Source organism: Flavihumibacter sp. (assembly GCF_036676075.1).
Classification (GTDB): domain Bacteria; phylum Bacteroidota; class Bacteroidia; order Chitinophagales; family Chitinophagaceae; genus Flavihumibacter.
Window position 1 is genome coordinate 1,343,034 of the sequence record NZ_JAKFDQ010000007.1, and the last position, 17,951, is coordinate 1,360,984.

The window sequence follows — 17,951 nt, forward strand, 5'->3', positions numbered from 1 at the left end:
TTATTTTCCTAATGAGCTTCCAACCAGTTATAGCCTTTACCAACTTCTGCAACCACGGGTACATCATTGGGTAGCGGCAGTGCGTTCTGCATACACTCGATGACCAGCGGCATCAGCATCTCAGCTTCTTCTTTGCGGGCATCAAAAACAAGTTCATCATGCACCTGAAGGATCATGCGGCTCTTCAGTCGCTCTTTTTTGATGGCAGCATGCATGGCGGTCATCGCCAGCTTGATCATGTCGGCCGCAGTGCCCTGGATGGGACTATTAATAGCGTTGCGTTCAGCAAATCCACGGACGGTAAAATTGGAGGAGTTGATATCCCGCAACCACCGTTTACGACCCATCAGGGTTTGGACATAACCATGTTCTTTAGCAAAGTTCACGGTTTCATCCATATAGCGGGTGAGTCCACTGAATTCTTTTTTATAATTATCGATGATCTCCTTTGCTTCGGTTCTGCTGATACCAAGGTTATCGGCAAGGCCGAAAGCTCCCTGGCCATATATGATACCGAAGTTCACACTCTTTGCTTTACGACGCTGGTCTTTGGTCACTTCAGATTCATCAATCCCGAATACCTTAGCGGCGGTGGCGGTATGGATATCCTTACCCTGGCGGAAGGCCTCGCACATATTGATATCACCACTGATGGCAGCCACGATGCGCAGCTCGATCTGTGAGTAATCGGCAGAGAGCAGGATATGATTTTCATCGCGGGGGATGAAGGCTTTGCGGATCTCCCGGCCACGGTCGGTACGCACGGGAATATTCTGCAGGTTAGGATTATTGCTTGAGAGGCGACCAGTAACTGCCACTGCCTGTGCATATGAAGTGTGCACCCTTCCTGTTTTACGGTTGATCATCAACGGTAGTGCATCCACATAGGTGGAGCGAAGCTTGGTGAGTTCGCGGAAGGCGAGGATATCGTCAACGATTGGGTTCTGCAATGCGAGTTTGGTGAGCACATCTTCACCCGTAGCATACTGACCTGTTTTTGTCTTCTTAGCTTTGGGATCGATCTTCAGTTTTTCAAATAGCACTTCACCCAATTGTTTAGGAGAAGCGAGGTTGAAGCGAACACCGGCCTGCTGGTAAACACGTTCTTCGGCCTGCTTAGCATCACGCTCCAGTTCTTTGGAATATTCGTTGAGGAAATCGGTATCAACGCGGATGCCTTCAAACTCCATATCGGTGAGCACTTTCACGAGCGGGTTCTCTACTTTCTCAAAAACCTTCTGCACTTCCAGTTCTTTGAGGAGGGGGAGAAACTTTTGTTTCAGCTGCAGGGTGATGTCAGCATCTTCCGTTGCATACTCTTTAATTTTCTCCAGTTCAACATCACGCATATTACCCTGGCCCTTACCTTTTTTACCGATCAGTTCTTCAATATGAACGGGTTCATAGCCGAGGTATTTGGCACTGAGGAGATCCATGCCGCGTTTGCCTTCGGGTTCAATAACATAATGCGCCAGCATGGTATCGAAAAGATTTCCGGTGAGCTCAACGCCATACCATTTCAAAACCAGGAGATCGTATTTGATGTTTTGTCCCACCCATACTTTGCTGCTATCATGAAACAGCGGCATGAGTTGTGTGAGGATAAGTTTTGTAGCCTGCATATCTGTGGGACAGGGAATATAATAACCTTCATGTGGTTTCACGGAGAAGGAGAGTCCAACCAGTTCAGCATCATTCGCATCAATATTTGTTGTTTCCGTATCGAAGCAAATTTCAGAGAATGCGGAAAGCTTTTTCACTAAAGCGGTGATAGCATCAGCGCCCTGAACCAGTTCATAATTATGTGGCGTATTATTTATGTTCTTATCGATCTTCAGTGCCATCTCCTCTGCGAGTTCATCCGTATTGGCAGCAACATTTTGAGATCCATTATTATTAGCAGCAACAGCATTTCCGAAAAGGTCGGTCTGAACACCTTGTGGTGCAGATGGTGTGCTGGTTAATATTTCTTCACCGAGAATTCTTTTCGCGACGGTGCGGAATTCAAGTTCGGTGAAGATCTCCCGAAGTCCATCACGATTCCATTCTTTCAGTTTAAAATCACCTTCATGAAATTCAACAGGAACATTGGTGATGATGGTAGCGAGTTTTTTTGAGATGATTGCCGACTCCCTTCCATTGCGGATCTTTTCGCCGAGAGAGCCTTTGATAGAATCAGCATTGGCGAGAATGTTTTCGAGGGTTCCGTATTCAGCCAATAATTTAGCGGCGGTCTTTTCACCAACACCGGGGATACCTGGAATATTATCAACAGCATCACCCATTAATCCAAGTACATCGATCACCTGGTCGACCGATTTAATATTCCATTTAGCGCACACTTCTTCGGGCCCCATGATCTCTATATCACCGCCCTGGTAACCGGGTTTATAAATTTTTATTTTATCAGAAACAAGTTGGCCATAGTCTTTATCGGGTGTAACCATGAACACTTCGTAACCCGCTGCTGCGGCTTGTTTGCTGAGCGTGCCAACTACATCATCGGCTTCAAATCCATCCATTTCGATGCAGGGGATATTGAATCCTTTGATGATGCGTTTGATATCAGGGATAGCGAGAAGAAGATCTTCGGGAGCCTCTTGTCTGTTTGCTTTGTATTCAGTGAAATCGGTATGTCTTTCTGTTGGTGCCTGCGTATCAAAACAGACAGCCATATGAGAAGGATGACGATTATTAATTAATTCGAGGAGGGCGTTGGTAAAACCAAACTGTGCATTTGTATTCTTACCCTGGGAGGTAATACGAGGGCTCCTGATCAGTGCATAATATGCTCTGAAAATCAGTGCCATGGCGTCTAGCAGAAACAGTCTTTTATCCATAGTTGCAAAGATAGTGCCCAAAGGCTCCTTAAATATAAATCGATGCATTAACATTTCTCTAAGACATTACTGGCACGGTCATTGGATATGGGGGTATAGCAACAATATTCTACCAACAAAAAAAAATAGTTTATGAAAAAGATGCAGGCAACGGCATTGGCTTTTGGTGTAATGGCCGCGGGATTATTTGCATTCGCAAGTATAGATGGCGGGTCTATCAAAGGAACAGTAACGCCGGCTGAAAATGTAGCCAATGTATGGGCAGTTTCAAGTACCGATACAGTACGTTCAATTCTCGAGAACGGAAACTTTACAATTAATGATCTGAAGCCAGGAGATTACAAGTTAGTGATTGAGGCTAAGGCACCGTACAGGCATACGATTAAAGACAGCATTAGTGTTGTTGATGCGCAGCCTGTGGATGTAGGTATGATCGCGCTTCTGGAGGCAGCAACAAAGCCAGTTCCGGATAGTGTTACAAATCAACCAGCGAAGGATAGTGTGATGAAGAAGCCTGTAGTTGATACGCTGAAGAAAGAGCCGGTGAAGGATACTACGGCTGCGGCGAAAGATACAAGTGCGGTGAAGCAGTAAGGCGGGTGAATAGGCAAAAGAGTGCTGTCAGTTGAATGATAGCGGGACATCTTTTGTAGCAACAATGATATAAATTTTTAAGGCGATTGCATTTGCGCATGCATATGTAGCTGATGCAATCGCTCTTTCAACCACAAAAAGAGAACATATGAAAAAGATGAAAATGACAGTGCTTGCACTGGGTGTGATGACAGCAGGATTATTTGCCTTTAAGGGTCTGGAGACAGGTTCTATTAAAGGAACAGTTACTCCTGCTGATGGTGCGGTTAAGGCGTGGGCACTTTCTGCTACTGATACATTGAAAGCAGATATTACCAATGGTGCTTTTGAGATCGTGAATGTTAAGCCGGGAGATTACCGTCTTATCATTGAAGCAAAGGCTCCTTACAAGAACACTGCTAAAGATGGTGTTAGTGTAAAAGATGCACAGCCTACAGATGTTGGCGAGATCAAACTTGATCAATAGTATTTCCGCTATGAAAAAATAAAGAGCAGCACGAGAGTGCTGCTTTTTTTTGTGCTACATTCAAGGGTTAATGCTCGATTATGATACGATCACTTCTTCTAATTGCTGTTTGCTTAACTAATTTATTTGCGCTACCGGGGCTTTATGCGCAGGGGAATGTTGCTTCGCAACCCGCACCCAAACAATTATTGGTTGGATTTGGAGACAGCGATATACGTTATGGTGTCGATACAATACTGCAATCCATTCCGGAGCAGCGCTGGTCGGTAGCAGCATGGAGGGGTGAAAGGGTGCATGTGCAGGTGTTGGTGCAATCGGGTAAAACGAATGGTGGACTGAAAATGCGTTTCAGTGATCTGATACTAACCGGACAATCGAATATTTCTTCAGAGAATTTCAGGTTTGGAATGGTGCAGCCGGTGATGACCGATGAGTATGCCGGGGGATGTGGTGCACCATTGCCGGAGGCGAAAGATTCTTCTCTTGCGCGCGATAGGATAGATTATGAAAGCGGGTTGGATAAGCTGAACGGAAAGCTGCAGGTGGTATGGGTTTCACTGGATGTTCCATTGGCTGCAGAGCCTGGTATTTATACCGGCACGGTGAAAGTGATGAAGCAGAAACTTCGCATTAGTCTGGAGGTGATGGATGGCATTCTTCCACCAGCAAGCGACTGGAGTTTTGATCTCGACCTATGGCAACATCCTGCTGCGGTGGCGAGAGCGCATGATGTGAAACTTTGGAGTGATAAACATTTTGATTTGCTGCGACCATATTTCAGGATGCTGGCGGAAGCGGGACAAAAAAATATTACTGCGAGTATAGTTGAGGAGCCATGGGGGCACCAGACCTATGATGATTATCCATCGCTGATAAAGTGGATAAAGAAAACCGATGGCAGCTGGCAATTTGATTATAGTCTTTTTGATAAGTATGTACAGTTTGTGATGGATGCGGGCATTGATAAGCGGATCAATTGTTATTCGATGATACCGTGGAAGATGGTGGTTCGCTATTATGATGAGGCGAGTGGAAAGGATAGCAGTGTGACCACTCCAATTGGGAGTGAGGCATATGTTGCAACATGGCAGCCGATGTTAAAAGATTTTACGCGTCATCTCAAGGAGAAGGGATGGTTTTCTATTACGAGTATTGCGATGGATGAGCGGCCGCTGAAAGATATGCAGCAGGCGATCGCGATGTTGAAGGAGATAGATCCTTCGTGGAAGATCGCGCTGGCGGGGGATTATCATGCGGAGATCGAGAAGGATCTGTTTGATTACTGCCTGGCTTCTCGATGGGATTTCCCTGAGGAAGTGTTGCGTGCGCGCATTGCGGCGGGTAAACCATCTACTTATTATACCTGCTGTGTGGAGCAGTATCCCAATAATTTTACTTTTTCTCCTGCGGCGGAGCAGTCGTGGATCGGGTGGTATGCGGCGGCGAAGGGATTCACCGGATACCTGCGCTGGGCCTATAATAGCTGGCCTGCCGACCCATTGCGCGACAGCCGTTTTGGTTCATGGCCCGCGGGTGATACTTACCAGGTATATCCGGGTCCGCAGACTTCTGTACGATTTGAAAAACTTCGCGAGGGGATACAGGATTTCGAGAAGATGCGTATACTTCGTGAGCGATGGACGGTGCAGGGGAAAAAGGGAAAGATCGAGATGCTGGATTCGATATTGAAGCGCTTTAAGATAGAAACGCTTGCTACTGTTCCTGCTGCTACGATGTTGAAGGAGGCGAGGAGGGATCTGTTGAAAATACAGGGTCCCTGATATTGAGGGAGCCCTTTTTATAAGAGGGCTTTTTGATGGTGCTCATATTATTGATAAGTGGGTTTGATTAATTGTGCTCATTGCGCTTTACTGATTTTGATTGCGCGTGTTAGTATTGACTTAATAAATTGACTCTACCGGATTTTCCATTTCCATAACGAAGAAATAGCGGGTTCCTTTTTGTGTGGAGAAGGCTAGTTCATCGCCTGTTCTCATTCCCAGTAGTGCTGCGCCGAGTGGTCGGAAGATGCTGTCGGATGAATAGGTTGTTGCGCCGGGTTCCGGAACGGTTAGTGCGTACTGGAAATTCTGGCGCACTACTTTATCGCGGATAGTGAGGACGGTGTTTAATCGAGCTACGTCGCGTGGGAAATTATAGTTGTCGAGGATCGTTGCCTTAGCGATCTTTTCGCGAATGATTTCAGCTTCAGGCAGCTGGCTATTTTTTTCCAGTAAGCTGTTAAGTACTGCTACATCTTCTTTGAGCATGATGATGGTGTCGTTTTGTTCCTGTTTCATGATTGTATTTTTTGTTATGAATTGATTGGGGGATGAGTTAAAAAAATTCAGGTTCCTCGTGTTTGGTGAGCATGCCGTTGATCTTTCTTCTCCAGTAGGCTGCTTTCCTGGTGAGTGCTGTTGCGTCATGGAATTTATCGGTATGTGCGGAATAGAAAGGCAGGGTTACTATGGAGCCGTCTTCCATATGGCATTGCAGGCCGATGGGGGGAATAGAATAGTTGTTTGTGTTTGCTGTGCCCACACTTGAAATTGATGCTGGTGAACGCAATACTGCGCAGGCTTTGATCTGGTCAACATGAAACATGTTGAAGTTCCAGTTGCTGCCGTGGAATTCGATGAACAGGAGTTTACCCTGCTGGTGATCGAGACCGATCAGGCGGTTGTTGAATTGTTCAAAGAGGTCAAGCTCAAGACCGTGGCTTGAAGTGAGTGCTTTTAGTTTTGCTGCGAACACTGCCTTATTCTGTGCCTTCCTTCTCTGGATAATTGTAAGCACGATAATAATGGCAATAACCGGTCCTGCCAGCAGGAATAGCATTGTCATGATGAATGGAATTAAAGTATGTTGGCTATCTCGTGGAGATACCGCAATCGGATGCCTTTAAAATCTTGTGATGTTGAAATAAAATGACGAGCCCCGGGTCAATGCATTAGCATGCCGGGGTAATAGTATTAAAGTCCTTAAAGTTGGACATGTAATAAAGGGGAAGTGATATGTGGAAGATTTTTTTCACTATGGCAAACATAGTCAATTAAATGAATGGATTCATTTCAGTATTGTTAAGATTGGTTTTTCTATTGGGTTGGTGGGGGGGTGCTGAGCTTTTTACAAATCGCAATTAGTGGGGAGTATATACTCGAAAAAGGTCAATTTTATATTGACTCATATATGATGCAATAAGTGCAGTAAATGTTCTATATATAGATCAATATAATCTGATTTATATTGATGCATATATGATGCAATAAGTGCATTTCATGTTCTATATATCGAACAATATAATTTGAGTGAATTTTCAATAGCCTACCTACGGACGGTGTGGGGCCGTTGCAAAGTGGGATGATAAGTTTGCCTATGTTGTTGGGATTGGCAACATAAGCATGATGTTATGTTGGCAACTTAACGGTGATTCTCAGATTGGTACCATAGGCATGATGTTAAGATTGGCTCTATAACTGGTATTATATTGACAGCCTCCACGCGCTCCAATCCCTACCTTAGAAGCTCATCTAATTTTTGGGATTCATGCAGACTAACGATTTGTTTAAATCTGTTTATACTTCAATATGCGGGAACAATGTTTCGAGTATGAGATACTTTATTTTGGTTGCCTGTATTTTGATGAGTGTAAACTTATCGGCGCAGCAGGAAGATATTCTTATCCGGTTTGATACGGCGGCGGCGGGATTCACGGAGAGTCTGCCGCTGGGCAATGGCCGGCTGGGCGCGATGGTGTATGGCGGAACGAGAAGGGAGCGGATCGCGCTGAATGAAATCTCCCTTTGGTCGGGTGGGCCGCAGGATGCCGATAACGACAGTGCAAGATTTTATCTGAAGCCCATACAGGACTTGCTGCTCGCGGGTAATAACCGTGAGGCACAAGCGCTTTTGCAAAAACATTTTGTGTCGAAGGGCGTGGGATCAGGTTATGGAAGCGGGGCGAAGGAAAAATATGGATGCTACCAGGCGCTGGGTGACCTGTTTATTGATTGGCGCGATAGCCTTTTGCCGGTTTCGGGATATGAGCGGGTGCTGAATATCGAAACGGCGATTGCAACCACCACCTATACACGAAACGGCGCAACCATCAAAGAAGAGCTGTTCACAGATTTTGTGAATGATATAATCTGGATGAAGCTGAGCAGTTCGCGTAAAGGTGGATTGAATTTCCGGTTATCGATGTATCGGGCTGAAAATGCAAGGGTAACGGCAAAGGACAATCGACTCCTGATGGTGGGACAATTGCCGGCAGGTAAAGACGCGGGTATGCGTTTTGCCGCCATTGGAGTGCCCGCGGTGCGGGATGGAAATATTAAGCAGGAAGGAAATGAGCTGGTAGTGGAGAATGCGAGTGAATGCTGGATCCGGATTTCGGCGGCTACAAATTTTGATAATGAAACGGGCTTGTTATCGGCCCAGGATCCTATGGAATTGGCTGCTCGCTATTTATCGGGGAGGCAATCAGTTGAGATGGGATCACAAGCGATTGGAAACGTTTATAATCGGGCGATAGAAAATAGTACTGTTTTTTACCAGAATTTATTCAACCGGAACCGGTGGAGGATGCTGGAGGGGATTAGGGATAAACCAAGGAATGGATCAGAGAATGGATCAGAGAATGGAAGAGAGAATGGAAGAGAGAATGGAAGAGAGAATAGAAAAGAGAATGGAATAGAGAATGGAATAGAGAATAGAAAGGAGAATGTAACAGTGAATGGAAAAGAGAATGGAAAAGAGAGCAGAACAGAGAGTAAAAAAGTGAGTGGACGTTTTGAAGGATTAAACAAAATTACCACCCAGGAACGTTTGGTGCGGTATGCCGGCGGGGGATCGGACATACAGTTGCCGGTTCTCTATTATAATTTCGGGCGATACCTTTTGATATCATCTTCCCGGCCGGGATTGCTACCGGCCAACCTGCAGGGACTCTGGGCCACAGAATACCAGACGCCATGGAATGGCGATTATCATCTCAATATAAATATCCAGATGAACTACTGGCTCGCGGAGACCACCAATCTGGGCGAACTGGCCGAACCGCTGCATCGTTTCACCGCGGGATTGGTAGAAAATGGGCAAAAAACAGCCAGGGCCTATTATGGCGCGGAGGGATGGGTGGCCCATGTGATCAGTAATCCCTGGAAATACACATCACCGGGAGAAGGAGCCGAATGGGGCTCTACGCTAACAGGTGGCGCATGGCTATGCGAACATATCTGGGAGCATTGGCGGTTCAATCGAGACACTGCTTTTTTGCGCAAATATTACCCGGTACTGAAAGGCGCCGCCAGATTTCTGCAGGGGATCCTGATTAAAGAGCCCAAAAATGGCTGGCTGGTGACGGCGCCCTCCAATTCGCCGGAGAACACTTATATACTATCCGATGGCTTCCGCGGACAAACAGCTATGGGTCCAACCATGGATATGCAGATCAGCAGGGAGTTGTTCAACTCCTGCATCAAGGCGAGTAAGATTCTGGCGGTGGATAGCGCCTGGAGATCGGAGCTGAAAGCATTGGTTCCGAGGCTGGCGCCCAACCAGGTGGGGGCGAAGGGCGATCTCAACGAGTGGCTGGAGGATTATGCTGACGCGGAACCGCGGCATCGCCATGTGTCGCATCTGTATGGATTGCACCCCTATGATGAGATCACCCCATGGGGAACTCCAGCCCTGGCCGTGGCGGCCAGGCAAACACTTTTGCAGCGAGGTGATGACGGTACCGGCTGGAGCAAAGCCTGGAAGATCAGCTTCTGGGCCCGACTTGGAGACGGGGATCATGCGGCAGCGCTGGTGAGGGGACTGCTGAAACCCACGAAGGGACTGGGGATCGAGATGAGTGGCGGCGGGGGAACCTATGCCAACCTGTTCTGTGCGCATCCGCCGTTCCAGATAGACGGGAATTTTGGGGCAGTGGCGGGGATCGCGGAGATGCTGTTGCAAAGTCATGATACTGAAGAGATTATACGTTTCCTGCCGGCATTGCCCAAGGAGGCCGACTGGGCGAATGGAAGTATAAAGGGACTTAAGGCAAGGGGTGGATTTGAAGTAGATATGGATTGGAGGGAGGGGAAACTGGTGAGGGGGGAGGTAAGGAAGGCAATAGGCAATAGGGAAAAGAGGGAGTCTGGGGAGCGGGCATCGAGTAGTGGGGTTGGAAAATATGAGGGGGAGAATGGATGGGGAGGGGGGAAGGAGGCAATAGGCAATAGGGAAAAGAAGAAGTCTGGGGAGCGGGCAGTGAGTAGTGGGGAGGGGAGTGCCGGTGGGGAGGGAAGTACTGGTGGAGTGGGAGGTGCTGGTGTGGGGGCAAGTGTTGGTGTGGGAGGAAGAGCTGGTGGGGGGAAGGGAACCTTATGCAGGATGATTTTGCCGGGGGGGATGAAGATCGTGGACGAGAAGGGGAAACTGGTTGCTGGCGCGGAAAAGGGAGCGCGGGAGGTCGGTTTTATTGTTAAAAACGGAAAGAAATACCGGATTATCTGATTTTTTCGGCGATTTAGTCAAAAGGGAAACCGACCTTTATACAAATCACATAATCAGATAATAAAATATGGCTAGATCCCAGGATTCATTTAGTAAAAAAGAAAAAGAAAAGAAAAGACTCAAACAACGGCAGGAAAAAGCCGAGAAAAGCGCTGAGCGCAAAGCCAACACATCAAAGGGCAAAAGCCTGGATGATATGATGGCCTATATCGATGAGAACGGAAATATCTCCAATTCTCCACCCGATCCCAATAAGAAGCGGGTTTACAATGCAGAAGATATCCAGATCGGTGTACCCAAACATGAAGATGTTGAGATCAATGGAGAAAGAACCGGCACGGTGGCTTTTTTCAATGACGCGAAGGGTTTTGGTTTCATCAAGGATTCAGAGACCGGTGAATCGGTTTTTGTTCACATCAACAACCTGAAAGCAAGAATCTCCGAGAACGATAAGGTAATGTTTGAGGTTGAAATGGGACAGAAAGGTCCCGTTGCCATCAACGTAAAAAAGGTATAGGGTGATATGAACCAAGCACTGGAGCAGCTGGGCCGCCAGTTAGCGGGAGAGTTGTATCATGATGTAGCGATGCGGACCCTTTACGCTACGGATGCCTCTGCTTACCGTGAGATGCCACTGGCCGTTGCCATTCCCAAAACTGAAGATGATATCCGGGCGCTCATTCAATTTGCCCGGCTCCACAAGACCTCTCTGATCCCCCGCACCGCCGGCACCTCGCTGGCAGGGCAGGTGGTTGGGAGCGGTATCGTGGTGGATGTTTCCAAATATTTCAACAAGATCCTGGAGCTCAACACTGCCGAAAACTGGGTGCGCGTGCAACCGGGTGTGGTGCGTGATGAGCTCAATATGTACCTGCATCCCCATGGGTTGTTTTTTGGTCCCGAGACCTCCACTGCCAACCGCGCGATGATCGGCGGGATGGTGGGAAATAATTCCTGTGGCTCCAACTCGGTTGTTTACCGTAGTACGCGTGAGCACCTGTTAGAAGTGAAGGCATTGCTGAGTGATGGGAGTGAAGCAGTTTTTGGTGCGATGAATATTGATGAGTTCCACCAGAAATGTGAAGGCGATGCTTTAGAAAATCGGATATACCGGACCGTGAGAACGCTGTTAAGCAATTACGATAACCAGGTAGAGATAAGAAAAGAGTTTCCCAGGAAATCAGTAGAACGCAGGAACACGGGTTATGCCGTTGACATGCTTTTAGATACTGCCCCCTTTACGGCGGGAGAGGCTGATTTCAATTTCTGCCAGCTCATTGCCGGCTCGGAGGGCACCCTTGCCTTCCTCACAGAGATAAAATTAAATGTTGTACCCCTGCCTCCCAAAGAAGTGGGATTGCTATGTGTACATTTCAATAGTATAGATGAATCGCTGCATGCAAATCTTATTGCGTTAAAATATAATCCCAGTGCCAGTGAGCTGATCGACCATTATATACTGGACTGCACCAAAAATAACCGCGAGCAGATGAAGAACCGCTTCTTCGTGAAGGGTGATCCCGGCGCGATACTGGTGGTAGAATTTGCACGACAATCGCGCGAGGAGGTTGTTGCCATCGCGGAGAAGGTGGAGCAGGAAATGCGTGCTGCGGGTTTAGGGTATCATTTCCCCCTATTATTCGGCGCTGATACCAAGAAGATCTGGACCCTGCGCAAAGCGGGACTGGGACTGCTCAGCAATCTGCCTGGTGATGATAAGGCGGTGCCGGTAATTGAGGATACGGCGGTGGATGTGCAGGACCTGCCGGCTTATATCAGGGATTTCAATGAGATATTGAAGAAGCATGGATTGTACTCGGTGCATTATGCGCATGCGGGTTCGGGTGAGTTGCATTTGCGGCCCATCATTAACCTGAAGACGAAAGAAGGAAACCGGTTGTTCAGGGTGATTGCGGAAGAGATCGCCACGCTGGTGAAAAAATACAATGGCTCGCTGAGTGGTGAGCATGGAGATGGAAGATTGAGGGGCGAGTTCATAAGGCAGATGGTGGGTGAAAAGAATTACGGGTTGTTGAAAGAGATCAAGAGGAGCTGGGATCCGGAGAATATTTTCAATCCGAACAAGATCGTTGATACGCCACCGATGGATACGATGCTTCGTTATGAGCCGGGGCAGAAGACGCCGGCCTTCAAGACGGTGTTCCGTTATCATAACCAGGATGTATTGCAGCATGCAGAACAGTGCAATGGATCGGGCGATTGCAGGAAGAGTCATTTATCGGGCGGAACCATGTGTCCATCGTATATGGCTACCCGAAATGAAAAAGATACGACGAGGGCGAGGGCGAATATATTAAGGGAGTTTTTGACGCATTCGGATAAGCCTAACCGTTTTGATCATGCGGAGATCAAGGAGGTGATGGATCTTTGTTTGAGTTGCAAGGCCTGCAAAAGTGAATGTCCCTCCAATGTGGATATGGCGAAGCTGAAGGCCGAGTTCCTGCAACAGTATTATGATGCCAATGGCGTGCCGATGCGATCGAGGCTGATAGCGAATTTCACGCGATCGGCTATGTTGGGTGCGTTGGTACCGCGGGTCTATAATTTCATCATGACCAATGGGCTGATCTCGGGTTGGGTGAAGCAGCTCTCGGGTTTTGCGGTGGCGCGATCTATGCCTACGCTGCATTCCTTTACGCTGCGGCGCTGGCATCGCAAGCATCTGCGCAACCGCGAGCTGGAGATCGATTTTGCCTCCACCATTAAGGAGGCAGCATTGGCCAACCAGGCGCCGGGCGGGATGACGTTTATGAAGGGGAGTCCCCATGCAGTTGACGAAATGGAGGTACAGCGAGAGCCGGCAGTTGATGAAACAGAGATACTGCGACAGAAGGCAGTTGAGGAGAAAGCTTATAGTACAGTGCAAAACGCGTCAGTAAAAAATGATCTCCATAAAGGAGCAGATGCGGCCTCGCTGATAGAGGCGGAATCGCCAGATCACGCCACTGTTCCGGTAGATGCAACAACGGCCAATGACAGCACTACACCTGATGAAGCAACAACAGCCAATCCGGCCTCAGCGGCGGGTGATCTTGCTGTTGCGAGCCAGACGGCCGCCAATCCGGGTACAGCGCCCGCCGCAAGTTCCCATGCAGGTGTAAGTTCACATGCCGGAGCAAATTCCAATAACAGTATTTCTTCCCCCGCCACACCTTCGGGCGAACCGCGAAGAGTATATTTTTTCTGTGATGAGTTCACGAATTATAATGATACGGCGATAGGCATCAAGGCGATATTGTTGCTGGAGCGTTTAGGCTATGAGGTTATATTGCCAGCGCATGAAGAAAGCGGGAGGGCCTGGTTATCGAAAGGATTGTTGCGGCATGCAAAGAAGATCGCCAATAAGAATGTCCGGATGCTGGAAGTGCTGGTAACGGAGGAAGCGCCATTGATAGGTGTGGAGCCATCTGCGATACTGACCTTCAGGGATGAGTATCCTGATTTGGTGGATGATGAATTGCTGGAGGCGTCGAAGCGATTATCGGCCAATTGCCTGTTGATAGATGAGTTCATTGCGCGGGAAATCGGCAAGGGAAATATCAGGTCGGAGTTGTTCACCAAAGAGCCGCGATCTGTGAAGTTGCATGGGCACTGCCAGCAGAAGTCGTTATCAACGGTAGCGGCCTCGGTGCAGTTGTTGGGCTTACCGGCGAACTATACAGTGGAGACCATTCCGTCGGGCTGCTGCGGCATGGCGGGAAGTTTCGGATATGAGAAAGAGCATTATGAAATATCGATGAAGGTAGGCGAGCTGGTATTATTGCCGGCGGTACGAAGTTCATCGGCCGATACCATCATAGCTGCGCCCGGCACCAGTTGCCGTCACCAGATCAAAGACGGAACGGGAAGGAAGGCATTACATCCTGTTGAGGTGTTGTATGATGCGTTGTTGTGATAGAAGTGAATAATCTTAAAAGCAAATCAAATAATTGTGCGACTGCCCACTAACGTTAGTGGGCAGTCGCTTTTTTTGTACCGTGTTTTCACCCAATCTTTCCTGGATACGGCAGGCAAAAATGATGTGCAGAAATACCACTAACTGGTTATTGTTTAATTGGAAGCAGTTGTCTATTTTGGGCTGTGCTTTGCGCTTACCTGAATCCTTTTTTTTGAAGAATGTGACCGGGGTGGCGAAGCAATGAAGGTATCTGAAGTGTGAACAGGAAAATGTGTGTTATGGAGAAGGTACAGTTAAGGCCATTGGAGCAGGGTGGTTATTTATGTGTGGGTTTGTATTACCGCAAGAGTGAAACATTGAACCAGTTGGTTTGGGCGTTGGAGGGCGTGTTATGGAGTAAGGAGCATCGATGCAATTGCATTCCACTTTGCCGGGCAAATTATGAGCAGCTCCTGGAGCAGATGGAGGGGAAGGCGCAGATCGACATCAGTATCCTAAAGCGATTCATCCGCGACAAGATCGGCAGGATCCCCGAAGAGCCAATGCTGGTAACGAAGGACCTTGCCATTGCAGAAACAACAAGAGGTTTCATGCATCGGGAGGAGGAGGAGAAGGATGATGCCGGGGATGCAGCTGCTTTTCATAAGCATAAGGCAGCAGGCAATCCTAAAAGTGAAACAGGCCAGTTACCCCTGCGGCCGACGGGATCCCTAAAGGTTCATATCAATCCAGGGAACCAGCAGGAGCTCGCGAAATTCCAGCAATTACTAATATTAAAAGCCTATAGTGCCAACACCATCAGGACCTACATGAATGAGCTGAGGATCTTCATGAAATACCTGGGAGACCAGATGGTGCAGGAGGTGGATGAGGAGGGCATAAAGGCATATATGGTAGAGTTGTTAGAGAAGCAGGGATTAAGTGAGCATACTGCGCATAGCCGACTGAATGCATTGAAGTTTTATTATGAACAGGTATTAGGCCGGGAGAAGTTTTTCTGGGAGATCCCGCGGCCACAGAAACCGGACCAGTTGCCGAATGTTTTGGGCGAAGGCGAGTTAGAGCGGATGTTTTCGTCGGTAACCAATCTGAAACATAAGGCCTTACTATTTACTGCCTACAGTGCGGGATTGCGGGTAAGCGAGGTAGTTAGTTTGCGACTTTCGGATATTGACAGTGGCCGGATGCAGATAAGAATTGAGCAGTCGAAGGGCAAGAAGGATCGTTATGTTGGATTAAGTGTGTTATTGCTGGATGTTTTAAGGGCCTACCTGCAGCAATGCGATCCGCGGCCCCAAGTATATTTATTTGAGGGCGACAGACCCGGGCAGCCCTACTCGACGAGATCGGCGCAGATGATATTTCAAAGAGCGAAAGAGTGGGCCGGCATTCGCAAGGATGTCAGTTTTCATGTACTGCGGCATAGTTTTGCGACGCATTTATTAGAGAAGGGAATTGACATCAGGTATATTAAGGAATTGCTGGGCCATTTCAGCATCAGGACGACGGAGCGTTACCTGCATGTACGCCGGCGTGACCTGGTAACGATGATCAATCCGCTGGATGAATTATTCAAGGGCAAGGAGTGGAAAGGCTAGCCCACCAATCTCTGCATTGTCGCAATTTCGCAATCCAATTTGTGCAACATATTAATGCTTGAATCACCAAAATCTAAAAAGCGCAAACAGCGCTTTTCCTGCGCAAATGCAACAATTTCATTGCCATTAACAAAACACCTCAGCATCCTGGAAGAAAATATTATGTTTCACTTTAGTACAACATTTTAGTAACTTTGCATAGTGGACAAAGGCAGAAACGTCGGACCATTATTTTTTACAAGCGTTATTTTGAAGACTTTTTCATTAAACAGCGGGATAAGGTAAAAGATAAAATAATCTGGACATTCGATCTTATTGAAGAGATTGAAAAAGTTCCTGAAACGTATTTAAAGCATCTTGAGAATACTGAGGGACTTTATGAGATCAGGGTGCAGCAAGGCAGCGACATCTTTCGAATTTTCTGCTTTTTTGACCAGGGACAGCTTGTGGTGATTACAAGTGGATTTCAAAAGAAGTCACAAAAAACACCGAAGCAAGAAATTGAGAAAGCAGAGAAAATAAAGAGAGAGTATGAAAGCGAAAAAAAGTAACATCACTACCCTTGACCAGTTCAAGGATAAACAGTACGGTAAACGTGGAACTGCCAAACGTGAAAATCTTGAGGCCGGTTATGAAAACTTTAAAATCGGCGCGTTACTTCACGAAGCTAGACTTGAAAAAGGAATGACACAGGAAGAACTAGCTGAGAAAGTCGGTACGACAAAATCTTATATTTCAAAAATTGAAAACGATGTGAAGGAAGTTCGTATTTCGACGCTTCAAAAAATTGTTGAAATAGGTTTGGGTGGAACAATAAAGTTATCTATCAAACTTTGACGATAGTTACGTCAAGCCAGAAGAATGTGATTTTGTTCATTCGTGACAGTCCACCGCGTAGAAACTGAAAAAATGATGCCATGCGAGGGCAAAAACAGGTAATTCGTGCCATACGGGGGGTGCTATTCGTGCCACATTGCGGGACTATTCCCGTACTCTGGCAGGGGTTTCCATAGGGTTTTTCCAGGGTTTCTATAGGGTTTTTAAGGACTATCTCGGCATTATCTCGGCACTCTCACGGCAGTCGGGCAGGTTCAATCACCAATACACTGGAAGACTTTGCGGGGCCACATCTCCCGCGCGGTCATGTGGCTGTCCAGGATTGGTTGAGGCGGGTAGTCAGAAAATAGGGGATCATGCCGCAGACAGAAAAATAGTATTCAGTTTTTTTCTATAGGGGCGGCTGACCGGAATACTATGTTGATTGATAATTGCGCGCTCTTTGTTTATGCCGGTCATCAGTGATGGATTGACAGCATAAGAACGGTGGCATTTAACGAGGGTGTTTTCGGGAGCGTCTTCAATCAACTCTTCGATGGAAGATCTTATGTTATAGGTTCCGTATTCGGTAATGATCTCACAGTAATGACCTTCTTTAAAGACATAAAGAACTTCACTATAAGCCACTTTGAATTTGGTGGACGCTTCGGTGACGGTAAAGAATTGTTTTTGCATAAAAAATGATTTAGAATAATTGAATGTTGTTTGACAATAACAACAGTACCTAGTGGCAGTATGGAATCCAAATAAAATTCGCAGGAGGTAGAAATTAGTGCGCAGGAGGTATCAAAACGAGCGCGGGCTGTATTTTGCGAAAGCAAAAAAAGAGGGTAGAGCAAATGGAGCGAGCAAAAAAGGATGCTTTTACCGCTCCCTGGTTAAGGTTTTGGCTCCCTGTAACGGGTTTTAAAAGCGATTGAGCTCAATAAATGCAACTCAAAATAACACTGCTCCATCCAGATTTTTTCAAAACCAAAACCTGCAATTTTATTGCGCAAATCGCAATACCTTGGATTCGCATTTGCGAAAAAATCAAAAGATTACTCATTCGCCTAATGCACAAATACAAACGTTGTACGCTATCAAATTGACAATCCTTGAATTTAAGTTATCCATATAAAGTTTGGCTTACGACGGTATTAGCATCTCCATTTGTTTTGATGGTTTGCTTTAGTATTTACAATTCTGCT

At 47.0% G+C, this 17,951-nt stretch carries 13 protein-coding genes; 9 read left to right on the forward strand and 4 right to left on the reverse strand.

Annotated features, from left to right (window positions below):
* Nucleotides 1-8 precede the first annotated feature (8 nt).
* On the reverse strand, nt 9-2,840 hold the full coding sequence (polA, locus tag V6M43_RS08660; protein ID WP_332734338.1) for a DNA polymerase I: 2,832 nt from the start codon (nt 2,838-2,840) through the stop codon (nt 9-11).
* 132 nt (nt 2,841-2,972) lie between these two features.
* Here polA and V6M43_RS08665 point away from each other — a divergent pair, with 132 nt between their 5' ends.
* The 3 genes from V6M43_RS08665 to V6M43_RS08675 all read left to right on the forward strand — a co-directional run bounded on the left by V6M43_RS08665 (nt 2,973) and on the right by V6M43_RS08675 (nt 5,681).
* Nucleotides 2,973-3,434 carry a carboxypeptidase-like regulatory domain-containing protein gene (locus tag V6M43_RS08665; RefSeq protein ID WP_332734340.1) on the forward strand — a complete coding sequence of 154 codons (462 nt, stop codon included), beginning with the start codon at nt 2,973-2,975 and terminating at the stop codon, nt 3,432-3,434.
* Nucleotides 3,435-3,582: 148 nt separating this feature from the next.
* On the forward strand, nt 3,583-3,900 hold the full coding sequence (locus tag V6M43_RS08670) for a carboxypeptidase-like regulatory domain-containing protein (protein WP_332734342.1): 318 nt from the start codon (nt 3,583-3,585) through the stop codon (nt 3,898-3,900).
* 80 nt (nt 3,901-3,980) lie between these two features.
* A complete protein-coding gene (locus V6M43_RS08675) occupies nt 3,981-5,681 on the forward strand; it encodes a DUF4091 domain-containing protein (RefSeq protein WP_332734344.1) in 1,701 nt (566 codons plus the stop codon).
* A 120-nt stretch (nt 5,682-5,801) separates the two neighbouring features.
* Here V6M43_RS08675 and V6M43_RS08680 read toward each other — a convergent pair whose 3' ends face one another.
* Nucleotides 5,802-6,200, reverse strand: coding sequence for a hypothetical protein (locus V6M43_RS08680; RefSeq protein WP_332734346.1), 399 nt, complete (start codon nt 6,198-6,200; stop codon nt 5,802-5,804).
* Between the two features lie 37 nt (nt 6,201-6,237).
* A complete protein-coding gene (locus V6M43_RS08685; RefSeq protein WP_332734348.1) occupies nt 6,238-6,747 on the reverse strand; it encodes a hypothetical protein in 510 nt (169 codons plus the stop codon).
* A 765-nt stretch (nt 6,748-7,512) separates the two neighbouring features.
* Between V6M43_RS08685 and V6M43_RS08690 the strand changes: the two genes are divergently transcribed.
* From V6M43_RS08690 to V6M43_RS08715, 6 genes are all read left to right on the forward strand, one after another.
* Nucleotides 7,513-10,407, forward strand: a complete 2,895-nt coding sequence (locus V6M43_RS08690) for a glycosyl hydrolase family 95 catalytic domain-containing protein (protein WP_332734350.1) — start codon at nt 7,513-7,515, stop codon at nt 10,405-10,407.
* Between the two features lie 67 nt (nt 10,408-10,474).
* Entirely contained in the window at nt 10,475-10,924 is a 450-nt protein-coding gene (locus V6M43_RS08695) for a cold-shock protein (protein ID WP_332734352.1), read from the forward strand.
* A 6-nt stretch (nt 10,925-10,930) separates the two neighbouring features.
* A complete protein-coding gene (locus V6M43_RS08700) occupies nt 10,931-14,323 on the forward strand; it encodes an FAD-linked oxidase C-terminal domain-containing protein (RefSeq protein WP_332734354.1) in 3,393 nt (1,130 codons plus the stop codon).
* A gap of 281 nt (nt 14,324-14,604) precedes the next feature.
* The gene (locus V6M43_RS08705) at nt 14,605-15,924 is read left to right on the forward strand and encodes a tyrosine-type recombinase/integrase (RefSeq protein ID WP_332734356.1); all 1,320 of its coding nucleotides are present in this window, start codon (nt 14,605-14,607) and stop codon (nt 15,922-15,924) included.
* A 194-nt stretch (nt 15,925-16,118) separates the two neighbouring features.
* Nucleotides 16,119-16,475, forward strand: coding sequence for a type II toxin-antitoxin system RelE/ParE family toxin (locus tag V6M43_RS08710; protein WP_332734358.1), 357 nt, complete (start codon nt 16,119-16,121; stop codon nt 16,473-16,475).
* Nucleotides 16,456-16,761: a helix-turn-helix domain-containing protein gene (locus V6M43_RS08715; RefSeq protein WP_039130367.1), complete on the forward strand. Its 306-nt coding sequence runs from the start codon at nt 16,456-16,458 to the stop codon at nt 16,759-16,761. Before V6M43_RS08710 ends, V6M43_RS08715 begins: the two co-directional genes overlap by 20 nt.
* 354 nt (nt 16,762-17,115) lie before the next feature.
* Here V6M43_RS08715 and V6M43_RS08720 read toward each other — a convergent pair whose 3' ends face one another.
* Nucleotides 17,116-17,436 (reverse strand): LytR/AlgR family response regulator transcription factor, encoded by a 321-nt coding sequence (locus V6M43_RS08720; protein ID WP_332734361.1) that lies wholly within the window; start codon nt 17,434-17,436, stop codon nt 17,116-17,118.
* Nucleotides 17,437-17,951 lie beyond the last annotated feature (515 nt).